This is a genomic window from Streptomyces sp. NPDC002513 (genome assembly GCF_053595355.1).
Genome location: NZ_JBSFXK010000003.1, coordinates 250,456 through 265,280, shown reverse-complemented (window position 1 = coordinate 265,280; position 14,825 = coordinate 250,456). Strand labels below are relative to the sequence as shown.

Annotated in this window: 12 protein-coding genes; 6 read left to right on the top strand and 6 right to left on the bottom strand. The window is 70.8% G+C overall.

Features of this window, described 5'->3' with window-relative positions:
* The first annotated feature begins 163 nt into the window (after positions 1–163).
* Together ACWD5Q_RS03970 and ACWD5Q_RS03965 are read left to right on the top strand one after the other, a co-directional pair.
* The gene (locus ACWD5Q_RS03970; protein ID WP_451425408.1) at positions 164–1,378 is read left to right on the top strand and encodes a LacI family DNA-binding transcriptional regulator; all 1,215 of its coding nucleotides are present in this window, start codon (positions 164–166) and stop codon (positions 1,376–1,378) included.
* Positions 1,375–2,286 carry a carbohydrate kinase family protein gene (locus ACWD5Q_RS03965; protein WP_451425407.1) on the top strand — a complete coding sequence of 304 codons (912 nt, stop codon included), beginning with the start codon at positions 1,375–1,377 and terminating at the stop codon, positions 2,284–2,286. Before ACWD5Q_RS03970 ends, ACWD5Q_RS03965 begins: the two co-directional genes overlap by 4 nt.
* A gap of 85 nt (positions 2,287–2,371) precedes the next feature.
* On the opposite strand, the gene uvrA is transcribed toward ACWD5Q_RS03965, so the two are convergent.
* A complete protein-coding gene (gene uvrA / locus ACWD5Q_RS03960) occupies positions 2,372–5,437 on the bottom strand; it encodes an excinuclease ABC subunit UvrA (RefSeq protein ID WP_451425406.1) in 3,066 nt (1,021 codons plus the stop codon).
* A gap of 223 nt (positions 5,438–5,660) precedes the next feature.
* Here uvrA and ACWD5Q_RS03955 point away from each other — a divergent pair, with 223 nt between their 5' ends.
* The gene (locus ACWD5Q_RS03955; protein WP_451425405.1) at positions 5,661–6,347 is read left to right on the top strand and encodes a maleylpyruvate isomerase family mycothiol-dependent enzyme; all 687 of its coding nucleotides are present in this window, start codon (positions 5,661–5,663) and stop codon (positions 6,345–6,347) included.
* A gap of 43 nt (positions 6,348–6,390) precedes the next feature.
* Positions 6,391–7,047 carry an MBL fold metallo-hydrolase gene (locus ACWD5Q_RS03950; protein ID WP_451425404.1) on the top strand — a complete coding sequence of 219 codons (657 nt, stop codon included), beginning with the start codon at positions 6,391–6,393 and terminating at the stop codon, positions 7,045–7,047.
* A gap of 320 nt (positions 7,048–7,367) precedes the next feature.
* Here ACWD5Q_RS03950 and aroQ read toward each other — a convergent pair whose 3' ends face one another.
* Positions 7,368–7,841: a type II 3-dehydroquinate dehydratase gene (aroQ, locus tag ACWD5Q_RS03945; RefSeq protein WP_451425403.1), complete on the bottom strand. Its 474-nt coding sequence runs from the start codon at positions 7,839–7,841 to the stop codon at positions 7,368–7,370.
* A 103-nt stretch (positions 7,842–7,944) separates the two neighbouring features.
* Here aroQ and ACWD5Q_RS03940 point away from each other — a divergent pair, with 103 nt between their 5' ends.
* Both ACWD5Q_RS03940 and ACWD5Q_RS03935 read left to right on the top strand, forming a co-directional pair.
* Positions 7,945–8,091, top strand: a complete 147-nt coding sequence (locus ACWD5Q_RS03940) for a hypothetical protein (protein ID WP_451425402.1) — start codon at positions 7,945–7,947, stop codon at positions 8,089–8,091.
* A 100-nt stretch (positions 8,092–8,191) separates the two neighbouring features.
* Positions 8,192–9,496 (top strand): MFS transporter, encoded by a 1,305-nt coding sequence (locus tag ACWD5Q_RS03935; RefSeq protein WP_451425401.1) that lies wholly within the window; start codon positions 8,192–8,194, stop codon positions 9,494–9,496.
* 62 nt (positions 9,497–9,558) lie between these two features.
* Here the strand turns inward: ACWD5Q_RS03935 and ACWD5Q_RS03930 are convergent, their stop codons facing one another.
* The 4 genes from ACWD5Q_RS03930 to ACWD5Q_RS03915 form a co-directional block, all read right to left on the bottom strand.
* Positions 9,559–10,659 carry a calcium:proton antiporter gene (locus ACWD5Q_RS03930; protein ID WP_451425400.1) on the bottom strand — a complete coding sequence of 367 codons (1,101 nt, stop codon included), beginning with the start codon at positions 10,657–10,659 and terminating at the stop codon, positions 9,559–9,561.
* 135 nt (positions 10,660–10,794) lie between these two features.
* A complete protein-coding gene (locus ACWD5Q_RS03925) occupies positions 10,795–11,796 on the bottom strand; it encodes a TerC family protein (RefSeq protein ID WP_451425399.1) in 1,002 nt (333 codons plus the stop codon).
* 286 nt (positions 11,797–12,082) lie between these two features.
* Positions 12,083–14,047, bottom strand: coding sequence for a TerD family protein (locus tag ACWD5Q_RS03920; RefSeq protein WP_451425398.1), 1,965 nt, complete (start codon positions 14,045–14,047; stop codon positions 12,083–12,085).
* A gap of 43 nt (positions 14,048–14,090) precedes the next feature.
* Positions 14,091–14,669 (bottom strand): TerD family protein, encoded by a 579-nt coding sequence (locus ACWD5Q_RS03915; RefSeq protein ID WP_451425397.1) that lies wholly within the window; start codon positions 14,667–14,669, stop codon positions 14,091–14,093.
* Positions 14,670–14,825: the final 156 nt, after the last annotated feature.

Sequence of the window (14,825 nt, the reverse complement as noted above, 5' to 3'; positions counted from 1 at the left end):
CCAGAAGGGGGACACGCCGACGATACCGGTGGCGGCCAGTCCGTCTGCGACCGGGGCGGAGAGCGCTCGGCACCGAGGCCGACGTAAACGTTTGCGCAAGCGTTTACGTCAGCCGCCGAATGGGATACGTTCCCGCCCGGACGACCCAGGAAGGGGAACACGTTTGGCAACGATGGCCGATGTCGCACGGAGCGCGGGTGTGTCCGTCGCGACCGTCTCCCATGTACTGAACGACACCCGCCCGGTGCTGCCGCGCACCCGCCAGGCCGTGCTGGACGCCATCGACGAGCTGGGCTACACACCGAACTCGCTCGCCCGTTCCCTGGTGACCTCGCGCACCCGGTCCATCGGGCTCGCGGTATCGGCCATCAGCAACCCGTACTTCACGGAGATCCTCCAGGGAGTCGAGGCGCGCGCCCGGGAGCACGGCTACGGCCTGCTCATCGCCGATCCGCACGACGACCCGGAGCACGAGCACGAGGTCGTCCGGCTGCTGCACGAGCGACGTGCCGACGGGGTGATCGTCGCGCCCTCCGCGGACCCGCGCGCACTCCTCGCCCTCCTCGCGCGACACCGCGTCCCGACCGTGTTCCTCGACCGGCTGGTGTCCCCCGCGGCCACCCCGCCGCACGAGCACACCGCGGACGCCCCCGCGCGGGACGAACAGACCGAAGGCACGCCCGGACGGGACGAACAGAGCGCACGCACTCCCCCACGGGACGAACACGCCACGGACACTCCCGCGCGGGACGAAGAGACCGCAGGCACCCGCGCGCGGGACAAGCACGCCCGCGGCTCCTTCCGCTTCGACCAGGTCTGCGCCGAGAACGCCGACCCCATGGCTCATCTGGTCACCCATCTCGCCGGACTCGGCCACCGGCGGATCGGCCTGGTCGCGGGTCTGCCCGGATTCAGCACCACGACGGAGCGGATCAGCGGGTACCGGCAGGGCCTCGCGGCCGCCGGGCTCCTCCACGACGAGCGACTGGTGGCTCACGGTGACTCCGCGGCGGAGGGCGCCCAGCGCGCCACTGCCGCCCTGCTGTCGCTCGCCGCACCGCCCACGGCCCTGGTCACCGCCAACAACGTGATGACCATCGGAGCGCTGCGGGCCCTGCGCGATCGCGGACTGTCCGTACCGGGCGACCTGGCGCTCGCCTGCTTCGACGACTTCGCCTGGGCTGATCTGTTCTCGCCCCGGCTCACCGCGGTCGCCCAGCCCAGCAAGGAGATCGGCGCGGAGGCCGTACGGCTGCTCCTGGAGCGCCTCGACGCGCCGGACCGTCCCTCCCGCACCGTGCGGCTGCCCTGCACCTTCGTCCACCGCACCTCGTGCGGCTGCCCCGACACCCATTCCGAGAAGGGAAGCCCCTCGTGATCGTCGTCGCCGGTGAGGCTCTGATCGACCTGGTCCCGCAGCATGCGGGCGCCCTCGCACTCATGCGACCGGCGCTCGGCGGCGGCCCCTACAACACCGCCGTGGCCCTCGGCCGGCTCGGCTCCCCGACGGCCTTCTGCTCCCGTGTGTCGTCCGACTCCTTCGGCGAGGCCCTGCTCGACGGGCTGCGCGCGGCGGGCGTGGACGTGTCGGCGGTGCAGCGCGGCCCCGAGCCGACCACCCTGGCCGTCGCCACGATCGACGGCCACGGCTCGGCCGCATACTCCTTCTACGCCGAGGGCGCCGCCGACCGGCTGTTCACGGCGCCGGCGAGCCTTCCGCAGGGCACGCGGGCGGTCTCGTTCGGCACCCTCTCCCTCGTTCTCGAACCGGGGGCGACCGCCTACGAGGAGCTGATGCGCGACGCCGCCGCCCAGGGCGTGTTCACCACCCTCGACCCGAACATCCGTGCGGGGCTGATCCCGGACCCCGACGCCTATCGGGCCCGCTTCAAGAGCTGGCTGCCGTCGGTGTCCCTGCTCAAGCTCTCGGCCGAGGACGCCCACTGGCTGGGCGGCACCCCGCACGAATGGCTGGCCTCCGGGCCCTTGGCGGTGGTGATCACCCGCGGGGGCGACGGGATGACGGTCTTCACCCGCGACGGGGCGGAGCATTCGGTGGCAGGGGTACCGGTCGACGTCGTGGACACCATCGGCGCCGGCGACACGGTGAACGCGGCTCTGCTGCACGGCCTGGCCGCCCGCGATGCCCTCTCCCCTGCGGCGCTGGCCGCTCTGGACGCCGACGGCTGGCGGGGTCTGCTGCACTTCGCGGCCCGCGCCGCGGCGATCACCTGCTCGCGGGCCGGCGCGGAACCGCCGTACGCGTCCGAGCTGGCGGCCCCGTAGCTGCCACACGAGGCGGAACGGCCGGCCGTCCAACGACCGGCACCCCGCGGGACGTTCCGCGGGGCGCCGGTTTTCGTAGGGGGCTTTAGGCCTTGCGTGCCCGCGTGGCCTTCTTCGCGGGTGCCGCCTTCTTCGAGGCGCCGACCGCCTTCTTGGCCGCCGTGTTGTTGACGGTGTTCACGGTCTTGGCCGGCACGGCCTTCTTCGCCGTCCGGGCCGTCGCCGTCTTCCTGGCCGTCGACGTGGCCGCGACCGTCTTGGCGGCCGTCGCCCTGCGCGGCGCCACGACCGAGGCCGCGTCGCTGACGCGCTCCGCGCCGAGGATCTCGCGCAGGAACTTGCCGGTGTGGCTGGCCGGCACCCCGGCGACCTCTTCGGGCGTCCCCTCGGCGACCACGAGACCACCGCCCGCACCGCCCTCGGGGCCCATGTCGACGAGCCAGTCGGCGGTCTTGATGACGTCGAGGTTGTGCTCGATGACGATGACCGTGTTGCCCTTGTCGACCAGTCCGCCGAGCACCGTGAGCAGCTTGCTGATGTCCTCGAAGTGCAGACCGGTGGTCGGCTCGTCCAGGACGTAGACCGTGCGTCCGGTGGACCGCTTCTGCAGCTCGCTGGCGAGCTTCACACGCTGGGCCTCACCGCCGGACAGGGTGGTCGCGGACTGGCCGAGGCGGACGTAGCCCAGACCGACGTCGTGCAGCGTCGTCAGATGGCGGGAGATCGCCGGCACCGCCTCGAAGAAGTGCATGGCCTCCTCGATCGGCATGTTCAGGACGTCGGCGATGGACTTGCCCTTGTAGTGGACCTCCAGGGTCTCCCGGTTGTAGCGGGCGCCGTGGCAGACCTCGCACGGGACGTAGACATCCGGGAGGAAGTTCATCTCGATCTTGATGGTGCCGTCGCCCGCGCAGTTCTCACAGCGGCCGCCCTTGACGTTGAAGGAGAAGCGGCCCGGCAGATAGCCGCGGACCTTCGCCTCGGTGGTCTCGGCGAACAGCCTGCGGATGTGGTCGAAGACACCCGTGTACGTCGCCGGGTTCGACCGCGGGGTGCGGCCGATGGGCGACTGGTCGACGTGCACGACCTTGTCGACGAGGTCGTCGCCGTCCACGCGCGTGTGGCGCCCGGGCACGTTCCTCGCGCCGTTCAGCTCGCGGGCGAGGTGTGTGTAGAGGATGTCGTTGACCAGGGTCGACTTTCCGGAGCCGGACACGCCGGTGACGGCCGTGAACACGCCCAGCGGGAAGGACACGTCGATGTCCTGGAGGTTGTTCTCCCGGGCGCCGTGCACCGTGAGCTGCCGGGACAGGTCGCGCGGACGCCGGATGCCGGGCAGCGGGATCGACTTCCTGCCCGAGAGGTACTGTCCGGTCTGCGACTCCTCGTTGGCGAGCAGTTCCTTCAGGGAGCCGCTGTGCACGACCCTGCCGCCGTGCTCACCCGCGCCGGGGCCGATGTCGACGACCCAGTCGGCGACCTTGATGGTGTCCTCGTCGTGCTCGACGACGATGAGCGTGTTGCCCATGTCGCGGAGGCGGACCAGGGTCTCGATCAGCCGGTGGTTGTCGCGCTGGTGAAGGCCGATGGACGGCTCGTCGAGGACGTACAGGACGCCGACGAGTCCGGAGCCGATCTGGGTGGCCAGACGGATGCGCTGGGCCTCACCGCCGGAGAGGGTGCCGGCCGCACGATTCAGCGACAGGTAGTCCAGGCCGACGTCGACCAGGAACCGCAGCCTTTCGTTGACCTCCTTGAGGACCCGCTCGGCGATCTTCTTGTCACGGGCGTCGAGCTTGAGCTCGCCCAGGAAGTCCGCGCAGTCGCTGATCGACATCGCGGAGATCTCGGCGATCGACTTGTCCATGATCGTGACCGCGAGCACGACCGGCTTGAGCCGGGTGCCATGGCAGGTGGGGCAGGGCACCTCGCGCATATAGCCCTCGAAGCGCTCCCGGCTGGCGTCGCTCTCGGCCTCGCTGTGGCGGCGCTTCACAAAGGGGACGGCGCCTTCGAACGGTGTCGTGTACACGCGCTCGCGCCCGTACCGGTTGCGGTAGCGGACCTCGATCTGCGTCTTGTGGCCGTAGAGCAGGGCCTTCTTGGCGCGCTGCGGCAGGCCCGCGAAGGGGATGTCGGTGCGGAAGCCGAGCGCGTCCGCGAGGGCGCCGATGAGGCGGCTGAAGTAGTCCTTGGTGTGCCCGTGCGACCAGGGGTGGATGGCGCCCTCGTCGAGGGTCTTCTCCTCGTCCGGGACGATCAGCTCGGGGTCGACCTCCATCCGCGTGCCGATGCCGGTGCACTCGGGGCAGGCGCCGAAGGGCGAGTTGAAGGAGAAGGAGCGGGGCTCCAGTTCCTCGAAGGACAGGTCGTCGTACGGGCAGTACAGGTGCTCCGAGTACATGCGCTCGCGCTCGGGGTCGTCCTCGGGGAGGTCGACGAAGTCGAGGACGACCATGCCGCCGGACAGGCCGAGCGCGGTCTCCACGGAGTCGGTGAGGCGGCGCTTGGCGGAGTCCTTGACCGTGAGGCGGTCGACGACCACCTCGATGGTGTGCTTCTCCTGCTTCTTCAGGGTGGGCGGTTGCGTCAGCTGGATCGTCTCGCCGTCCACCCGCGCACGGCTGTACCCCTTGGTCTGGAGGTCGGCGAAGAGGTCGACGAACTCTCCCTTGCGCTCGCGCACCAGCGGCGACAGCACCTGGAAGCGGCTGCCCTCCGGCAGCTCCAGGACCTTGTCGACGATGGCCTGCGGCGACTGGCGGGAGATCGGGCGGCCGCACTCGGGGCAGTGCGGCTTGCCGATGCGCGCGAACAGCAGCCGCAGGTAGTCGTAGACCTCGGTGATCGTGCCGACCGTCGAGCGCGGGTTGCGCGAGGTCGACTTCTGGTCGATCGAGACCGCCGGTGAGAGGCCCTCGATGAAGTCGACGTCCGGCTTGTCCATCTGGCCGAGGAACTGCCGGGCATACGAGGACAGCGACTCCACGTAGCGCCGCTGGCCCTCTGCGAAGATCGTGTCGAAGGCCAGCGAGGACTTGCCCGACCCCGACAGGCCCGTGAAGACGATGAGCGAGTCGCGCGGCAGGTCGAGCGAGACATTCTTCAGATTGTGCTCGCGCGCGCCACGGACGATGAGACGGTCGGCCACGCCGGTCCGCACCTTTCTTGAGAGAAGCGACAGGGGCGGGGCCCCTGTGCTTTCTCAGACTAGGGGGAGCCACTGACAACGCCGGTCGGATTCCTGGGTTGATAACAATCCCCAGCCATCCAGCATGCCCGACGCCGCACTCGACCATATAGCACGTGCATTCGATTTGCGGCCGGAGTTCACCTCCTTCACCCGAAGGAGTGGCCGAGCTAGGGTCGACCCCATGAATGATCACGCGCACGACCTGGCGTCTGTACGTGACGCGACCGAACGGCTCCTCACCGCAGCCGCCACGCTGGACAACGCGGCAGTGGCCGAGTCGTCACGGCTGCCCGGCTGGACCCGTGGCCACGTCCTGGCCCACCTCTCCCGCAACGCCGACGCACTCGTGAACGTACTGGAGGGGCGTCCGATGTACGTCTCCGCCGAGGCACGGGACGCCGACATCGACCGGGACGCCCCGCGCCCGCTGGACACCCAGCTCGCCGACCTGCGCGACAGCGCGGTCCGGTTCCAGCGGGCCGGGGACGCGCCGGCGGACTGGTCACGCACGGTGGAACTGCGCAACGGCGTCACCGACACGGCGGCCCGGGTGCCGTTCCGGCGGTGGGCCGAGGTCGAGCTCCACCACGTCGACCTCGGGATCGGGTACGAGCTGGAGGACCTCCCGGCGGAGTTCGTCGAGCGGGAGATCGTCTTCCTCACGGAACGCTTCACCGGGCATCCCGGGGTGCCGCCCACCCGCGTCACGGACGGCACGCGCGCGTGGCGCACGGGCCGGGAGGCGGCCGAGCCCGGGACCACGGTCCAGGGGCCCGCCCCCGCGCTGCTCGGCTGGCTCGCGGGACGCCGCGACGGTTCCGCGCTGCGGGTCGAGGGCGGACCGCTGCCGACGCTTCCGCCGCTGTAGGCCGACGCGCCCGTCGGCCCCGTCACCGCTATAGGCTGCCGCCATGACGTACAGCGGACAGGTGACGGTCGGCGGCCCGGCGGATGTGCACGAGCTGAAGGACCTGATGATCACCAAGATCGCGGTCGGCCCGATGGACAACAACGCCTATCTGCTGCGCTGCAGGGCCACGGATGAGCAGCTGCTGATCGACGCGGCCAACGACGCGAGGACCCTCCTCGGCATGATCGGTGACGACGGCATCGCCTCCGTCGTCACCACGCACCGGCACGGGGACCACTGGCAGGCGCTCGCCGAGGTCGTGGCGGCCACGGGCGCGCGGACGTACGCGGGCCGGGACGACGCCGAGGGCGTCCCCGTGCCGACGGACGTACCGGTCGACGACGGCGACACGATCCGGGTGGGGCGCGTGGAGCTGACCGCGCGCCACCTGGTGGGCCACACCCCCGGCTCGATCGCCCTCGTCTACGACGACCCCCACGGGCACCCGCACGTGTTCACCGGAGACTGTCTCTTCCCGGGCGGCGTGGGCAACACGCACAAGGACCCGACAGCCTTCGCCAGCCTGATCCATGACGTCGAGACGAAGATCTTCGACGTGCTTCCCGACGAGACGTGGGTCTACCCCGGGCACGGCAACGACACCACGCTGGGCGACGAGCGCCCGCACCTGCCGGAGTGGCACGCGCGAGGGTGGTGAGCGCCGCCCCCGCAACGCGCCCGGCGGAAAAGGCTGGGCGCACGCACCCCGTGTGAACCGTTCGCACGCGCCGGTCGCACGCGCGCGCTCCCGGCGCACGCCTCGACGCGGTCAACTGAAAGGAGCCCCGCCCAGGATGACGGCTCCTGCGCGGCACGGGCCGCCGGTCCCTCGTCTCCCGCCCTCGGCCGGCGGCCCCGGCGCTCACCCTGACGTATTGCGCGTAGGCCGCCGAGGCGGTCCGCGCCGGTATCGAGTGATCGTGGCACCCGCCACTGACCACCGGACTCGACGTCTCGCTCAGGTCCGGTGACGGCGCGTCACGCCTCCGTGCGTGCCGCTCCCCCGAGCGTCGCGACCCGCTCCACCGCGAATGCGTATCCCTGCACACCGCATCCGGCGATGACGCCGTCGGCACGCAGGGAGACGTACGAGTGGTGCCGGAACTGCTCGCGCTGATGGATGTTGGAGATGTGGACCTCCACGACCGGCAGTCCGTCGCAGGTGTTGAGCGCGTCCAGGATCGCGATGGAGGTGTGCGAGTAGGCGGCCGGGTTGATCACGATCCCCGTGTGGTTCAGCCGCGCTTCGTGGATCCACTCCACCAGCTTGCCCTCGTGGTTGGACTGCCGGAAGTCCACCGTGCCCCCATAGGCGGCCGCCGTCTTCACACACAGCGCCTCGACGTCCGCGAGCGTGTCGGAGCCGTAGATCTCCGGCTGACGCTGCCCGAGGAGGTTCAGGTTGGGGCCGTTGAGGACCATGATCGGGGCGTCGGCGAGGGTACGGGGCACGGTTCCTCCGGTCCGTTCGGATCTGCCGGCCCCCACGGGACCGCTGCTCAGCCCCCGGTTTATCACGATCTGCCGAGCAGCCGGCACTGCGCACCCTCCCGTCATGACGCACCCGACGTACCCGCCGAGGCCGGCCCCCGGTGATCGCGTCGCCGTCCTCTCGCCGTCCTCGGGGCTTGCGGCCGTCATTCCGTACGGCGGCACCGTGCGCGTGGACGGCCCCACCCGGCGCATCACCGTGACGTACTGATCACCCCGCGGCCCCGGGCGTACGCCCTCTCCCGTCACGTCATGCACCGAGCCCCCATGCGCCCCCGTAACGGCCGATCACGGTGGGTAATTGACGGGGCATGCACGATGTACGCAATGTGAGGGCGCCTTCCCTGCTGCGGCTCGCGGCCGCCTCACTGGCGGGGACCGCCATCGAGTTCTACGACTTCTTCGTCTACGGAACCGCCGCCGCCCTGGTCCTGGGGCCTCTGTTCTTTCCGACCTTCTCGCCGCTGGCGGGCACACTGGCGGCCTTCGGCACCTTCGGGGTGGGCTTCCTGGCCCGTCCGCTCGGCTCGGTGCTGTTCGGACACATCGGAGACCGGCGCGGAAGACGTCCGGTCCTCATCGCCTCCCTGGTGCTGACCGGCACCGCGACGGTGGCGGTCGGCTGTGTGCCGACGTACGACACGATCGGCACGGCCGCGCCCGTGCTCCTTCTGGTGCTGCGCTTTGTACAGGGGCTCGGGCTCGGCGGGGAGTGGGGCGGTGCGGTGCTGCTGACCCTGGAACACGCGCCGCCCGGTCGGCGCGCCCTGTGGTCAAGCTTTCCGCAGATGGGCCCATCACTGGGGTTCGTGCTGGCCAACGGCATGGTCCTGGGGCTGTCGGCGACACTGTCGGAGGCGCAGTTCGCCTCCTGGGGGTGGCGGATTCCCTTTCTGGCGGCGGGACTGCTGGCGACAGCGGGCCTGTGGCTGCGCGGTTCCGTGACGGAGAGTCCGCTCTTCCTGAAGATCGAGGACCGTGCGCGGGTACCGCTCGCCGAGGTCGTGCGCGTCCACTGGAGGCTGGTGCTGCTCACGGCCGGCGCGCTCGCGGTCGGGTATGCGGTCTTCTACTCCGTGACGACCTGGTCCCTGGCCTACGCGACGGAGCGGCTCGGGGTGACCCGCCCGGTCATGCTGACGTGCGTCATGGCCACGGTCCTGGTGCAGGGCGCCCTGACCCCCCTCGCGGCCCTCCTGGGCGACCGCTACGGACGGCGGTCGCTGTGCCTCACGGGGTGCGTCGGTGTCGCCCTGTGGATGTTCCCCATGGTCGCGCTGTTGTCCACGGGCGAGCCCCTGCTGATGTTCCTGGGGTTCCTGGGCGCGACGCTCGCCCTCATCACCATGTTCGCCGTGACCTCCGCGTATCTGCCGGAGTTGTACGAACCCCGGGTGCGGTGCACGGGTGCGGCCGTGGGCTACAACCTCGGCGGAGTGTTCGGCGGCGCCCTCACCCCGATCGTGGCCACCACGCTGGCCGAGCACGGAGGCCGGGTGCCCTGGGGTGTCGGCCTCTATCTGACGGCGGTGGCCCTGCTCAGCCTGGGGTGCTTCGCGCTGCTGCCGGAGACAGGTCCGGTGCCCGTCACGGTGACGGAACCCGCGCCCGGGTGAGACCACGGACGCGCACCGGCGCCCGCGGCCGGCTTGCCCGCCGGCCGCGGGCGCCGAGCCGTCTACGGGGTCACCGCCAGCTCCAGATACGCCGCGAACAGCACGAGGTGCACACCGCCCTGAAGCGGCGTGGCGCGCCCGGGTACCACGGTCAGCGAACTCACCACCACGGTCAGGGCGAGCAGCACCATATGGACGGGACCGACGCCGAGGACGAGCGGTCCGGACAGCCACAGGGACGCGAAGGCGACGGCGGGGATGGTCAGGCCGATGCTGGCCATTGCCGAGCCGTGGGCCAGGTTGAGACTTGTCTGGACCCGGTCGCGGCGCGCCGACCGCAGGGCGGCGATGGTCTCCGGCAGCAGCACGAGCAGCGCGATCACCACCCCGACGACGGACTGCGGCATGCCCGCCGCCACCACCGCGGACTCGATGGCGGGCGAGACGCCCTTGGCGAGTCCGACGACGCCGACGAGGGCCAGCGCGAGCAGGCCCAGGCTGAGGGCGGCGGCACGGGCGGAGGGTGCGTCGGCGTGGTCGTTCGCGCGGATCACCTCTCCCTGCCGGGTCAGCGGGAGGAAGTAGTCCCGGTGGCGCACCGTCTGGGTGGTCACGAACAGCCCGTACAGGATCAGTGAGGAGAGTGCGGCGAAGGTGAGCTGGGCCGGGGAGAACTCCGGACCGGGCTTGCTCGTGGTGAACGTCGGCAGAACCAGGCTGAGGGTCGCCAGGGTCGCGACGGTGGCGAGCGCCGCCCCGGTTCCCTCGGGGTTGAAGACCGCGATCCCATGGCGCAGCGAAGCCACCAGGAGGCTCGCTCCGACGACGCCGTTGCAGGTGATCATCACGGCCGCGAAGACCGTGTCACGGGCCAGCGTCGCGCTCTTGGGACCACCATCCGTCATGAGGGTGACGATGAGCGCGACCTCGATGACCGTGACCGCGACGGCGAGGACGAGTGACCCGAAAGGCTCACCGATCCGGTGCGCGACCACTTCGGCGTGGTCGACCGCCGCCAGGACGGATCCGGCGAGGATCACCGTCACCAGGACAACGACCCCGCCGGGCAGCGCGCGTCCCCAGGTGAGGGACAGGAGGACCACCGCGGCCACCGGCACGACGGCCGTCCATCGCGTCGCGAGTGATCGGAGCCCGACGACCATGTCAATGATCGTCGCAGACCCGTGCGGGGCCCGCATCCCAGGTCAGGCGGCCACCGCACGGCCTGAAGCGCACCGTGGGGATGCGCGGCGGTGCGCCACGCACCCCTCCCTGCCACGCGCCCTGGTCCCGTGCGGTCACGCCTCGACGTTGTTCTTCCGGGCGTCCTCGCCGCCCTTCCCCGCCGCCTCGACCGCCTCCTGCTTCCTGGAGGCCATCAGGCTGGTGATCGTCGTGACGACCAGAACGGCGCAGATGACGCCCAGGGAGACCGGTAGGGATATCTCGGGGACGTGCACACCGGACTCGTGGAGCGCGTGCAGCACCAGCTTGACCCCGATGAAGCCGAGGATGACCGACAGGCCGTAGGAGAGGTGGACCAGCTTCCTGAGCAGGCCGCCGATGAGGAAGTAGAGCTGCCTCAGACCCATCAGCGCGAACGCGTTGGCCGTGAAGACGATGTACGGGTCCTGGGTCAGGCCGAAGATGGCGGGGATGGAGTCGAGAGCGAAGAGCACGTCGGTGGTGCCGATCGCGAGGATCACGACCAGCATCGGCGTCATGACCCGCTTGCCGTTCTCCTCGATCCACAGCTTGGTGCCGTGGTAGCGGTCGGCCACCCCGAAGTGACGCTCGGCCGCCTTCAGCAGCTTGTTCTCCTCGTACTCCTCTTCCTCGTTCCCAGTCCTGGCGTCCTGGATCAGCTTCCAGGCCGTCCAGATCAGGAATGCGCCGAAGAGGTAGAAGATCCACGAGAAGGAGGCGAGCATCGCGGCGCCCGCGGCGATGAACGCGGCCCGCAGGACCAGGGCTATGAGCACGCCGATGAGGAGCACGCGCTGCTGGTACTGCGAGGGCACCGCGAACTTCGTCATGATCAGGACGAAGACGAAGAGGTTGTCGACACTGAGCGACTTCTCGGTGATGAAGCCCGCGAAGAACTCTCCGGCCGGCTGCCCGCCGCCGAGGACGAGCAGGCCCACACCGAACAGTCCGGCCAGGACGATCCAGACGATCGTCCAGACACCGGCCTCCTTGACCGACACGTCGTGCGGCTTGCGGCCGATGAAGAAGTCGACCGAGATGAGGGCGGCGAGACCCACGATCGTCAGGACCCACAGGGTCAGGGAAACAGTCACTGCGCCTCCGGCAGTACGTCACGGCGGATATCAGCGTCGTCGCTGCCGGAGGTCTCTTCCACCCGAGGAACCCGGAGCGCGTGATGCGTCCGGTGCCTGCGGGCCGGCGTCCCGGGATCTGGCCTGATCCGTACTGACGGGTGCGCCGCTGCAGATAGGGAGTACTCCCCTCCGTGGGGAAGACATTACCCCAATCACCAAGGAAAGGTAAAGAAGTTGGCAAAGAAATATCTAAACTGCCAGCTCAGAGCGCCTTTACTTGTTCTTGACGAACAGGTGGGGCGGGTCAGCGGTTCCCGGTGCGGCGGGCCTGAGCGACCCGGCCGAGCACCTGGGCGAGCACCTCGCTGCCCTGTGGCACGCGCGGTGGTTCATACGTCCACGCATGGCCGACCCAGGGGTCCGCGAGGTGGTCGTCGGGAACAGGGGTGAGCCGCAGCAGTGAGCGCCAGAGCGGGTCGAGCAACGGACCGTAGCCCGCGGCGTCCTCCCGGTCCGCGACCATCATCAGCTGCACGCCGACGGACGGGCCCTCGTCCGCGAGATAGCGCAGTCGGGTCACGGCCCGGTCGTCGAAACCATGCGGGAAGTCATGCACGATCAGCAGACGCCCGGCGGTGTCGAGGCCCGGTGGCAACGCGTCCGGGGCGCCACCGCGCACTGCCATCTGCAGCAGGTCGACGCGCTGGGTCAGCCGGGTCAGCACATCGGCGACGCCCGCACCGCCGACCGCGGGCGGATCGACGAGCACCCCGGACCGCACCAGGGGGGCAAGCGCCGGGGCGCCCGAACCCGCCGGGTCGATCACCTCCACCGCAAACTCGTCAGGCGGGTACACCGCCAGCAGCCGTGCCGCGTGCACCACCGCCGTCTCCATGGCGAGCCGGCGCAGTCCGTCGGAGTCCACCAGCGGGTCGAGGGAGCCGGAACGTCCGCTGTCGATCCACAGCCCGCGTTCCAACGGCAGTCTGACCAGCATGGGGATGCGCAAGGTCTCGCTCTCGGGGAGACGCAGGTCTCCCAGGCGCACGGCCATGGGGATCTCCGTCGGCACCCGGTACCCGTGCCAGACCGGATTGTCCCAGCGTGCGTACGCCGGGGGCAGCGCGGGCTCGACGACGTCCGACTCCGCGTCGAGCTGGGTGAGGTCGCGGTCGAGCGCGGCTCTGGCCTGGGTGACGAGTCGGCTGTGTCTGCTCCGGGCCGCCTCGCGCGCAGCGTCGCTCTGCCCGCCGATCCGGTTGCGCGGATCGGCCAGCACCCGGTCCAGCTCCCGCTCCAGGCGTGAGTCGGCGAAGTCGACGGCGCTGCGGTACGCGGCGACCGTGCGCGCCAGGTCTTCGAACATGCCCCACACCTGGTTGTAGAGCCGCTCCTCCATGGACCAGCCGGTGGCGTCGCCCGCGACGGGCTGTGCGGGCTGCCCGGACGGTGCCGCGGGCGCGGTCGGTGCGGGCACTGGCGGTGCCGCGCTCTGCCGACCGGGGTGCACGTAGTCGACCGGGCCGCCGGAAGCCGGTTGCGGGACGGGGTCGCGCGAGCCGGAGGCGTCGTACGGGGATCCCGGCCGCGGCACGCCCGGTGGATCCTGGTGGGACGGTACGGCGCCGGAGGCCCCCTGGGGTGCTGCCGGGGTGGCCGACCGCCGGGTGCGGTCGCCGTCCGGGAGGCGTGGCGCAGGCGGTGCGATCGAGCGGGCCAGGCCCTGGACGACCGCCTCGTTGATCTCGCCCGCGAGAGGCTCGGCCTCGGGCAGTCCCTGATCCGCGAGGAGCGCGGCGAGCCCGCCCGCGTAGCCCTGGCCGATCGCGCGGACCTTCCAGGCGCCCTGCCTGCGGTAGAGCTCCAGCGCGACGACCGCGGACTCGGAGTCCAGGCCGCTGATCCGGTAGTGGGCGACCTCGGCGCCGTCGATGCCGGTGACGGCGGCGACGGGGGCGGCGAGGCCGCCGAACCGCGCCGGGCCGCCGGTCCCCGTGGGCAGGGCGAGCAGCACGCTGACCCGGTGCACGCTCTCCGGCAGCGCGTCCAGGTCGAAGGCCAGCCGGTGGTCGGCCGCAGCCTGCCGGGAGACCTCGATGCCCGGCAGCGTGGGCGCGCCCGGGTGGGCCACCCACTCGATGCCGGGCACCCTGCCCTGTGCGTCGGCGAGCGTGGCCCCGGCCACGACCGGTGTGCAGGCCGACACCCGGACCTCGAGGCGGACCCGCGGAAGCGGATGGTTCTGCCCCCGGACCAGCTCGGCCGTCATCGCCTCGTCCCCCTGTGTCGTTGTGTATCCGGCGTCCGGACGCCTACAGATGCGGCAGGATCGCCGGCATCAGGTCCTGGAACGTACGGCCGTTGGCCGGGGTGCCCAGGGCCGTCATGGACCAGCCCGCACCCGCGCGGTGGACCTTGGCCATGATCTGCGCCGTGTACGCGCCCCCGCCGGCCAGCGTGTAGCGGGCCAGTTCCTCGCCGTTGGTCTCGTCGACCAGGCGGCAGAACGCGTTCTGCACCTCCTGGAACGTCTGGCCCGTGAACGAGTTCACGGTGAAGACGATCTGGTCGATGTGGACCGGAACGCGCTGCAGGTCGACGAGGATCGCCTCGTCGTCACCGCCCTGGCCCGCTCCGCCGACGAGGTTGTCGCCCGTGTGCCGCACGGATCCGTCGTCGCTCACCAGGTGCCGGAAGAAGACCACGTCCACGGGCTGCTTGTCCGCGAAGAGCACGGCTGACGCGTCGAGGTCGATCTCCCGGGTGCGCGAACCGAACAGCCCGCGCCGGGGGGCGGCCTGCCAGCCGAGCCCCATGCGCACAGCGGTCAGCGTGCCTCCGTCGTTCTTCTGCAGGCTGATGGCCTGCCCCTTGGTCATGTTGACGGTCACGCGCCGTTCCCCTCTCGAGCGGTCCCCTGTTGGCCGCGGACCCCGCGGATGCCAAAACCCTACGCAGCGGCACTGACAGTGACGAACCCCGGACCGCGCTTTGTGTCAGTCTTGCAACACACCGCGCGCGTTCCGGGGTCCGCCACGGGTGGCGGG

Excerpts from the sequence above, each read along its gene's own strand:
- ACWD5Q_RS03950 (WP_451425404.1), top strand. The coding sequence starts at position 6,391 with ATGACGTACAGCGGACAGGTGACGGTCGGCGGCCCGGCGGATGTGCAC.
- ACWD5Q_RS03955 (WP_451425405.1), top strand. The coding sequence starts at position 5,661 with ATGAATGATCACGCGCACGACCTGGCGTCTGTACGTGACGCGACCGAA.
- ACWD5Q_RS03930 (WP_451425400.1), bottom strand. The coding sequence starts at position 10,659 with ATGGTCGTCGGGCTCCGATCACTCGCGACGCGATGGACGGCCGTCGTG.
- ACWD5Q_RS03935 (WP_451425401.1), top strand. The coding sequence starts at position 8,192 with ATGCACGATGTACGCAATGTGAGGGCGCCTTCCCTGCTGCGGCTCGCG.
- ACWD5Q_RS03940 (WP_451425402.1), top strand. The coding sequence starts at position 7,945 with ATGACGCACCCGACGTACCCGCCGAGGCCGGCCCCCGGTGATCGCGTC.
- ACWD5Q_RS03920 (WP_451425398.1), bottom strand. The coding sequence starts at position 14,047 with ATGACGGCCGAGCTGGTCCGGGGGCAGAACCATCCGCTTCCGCGGGTC.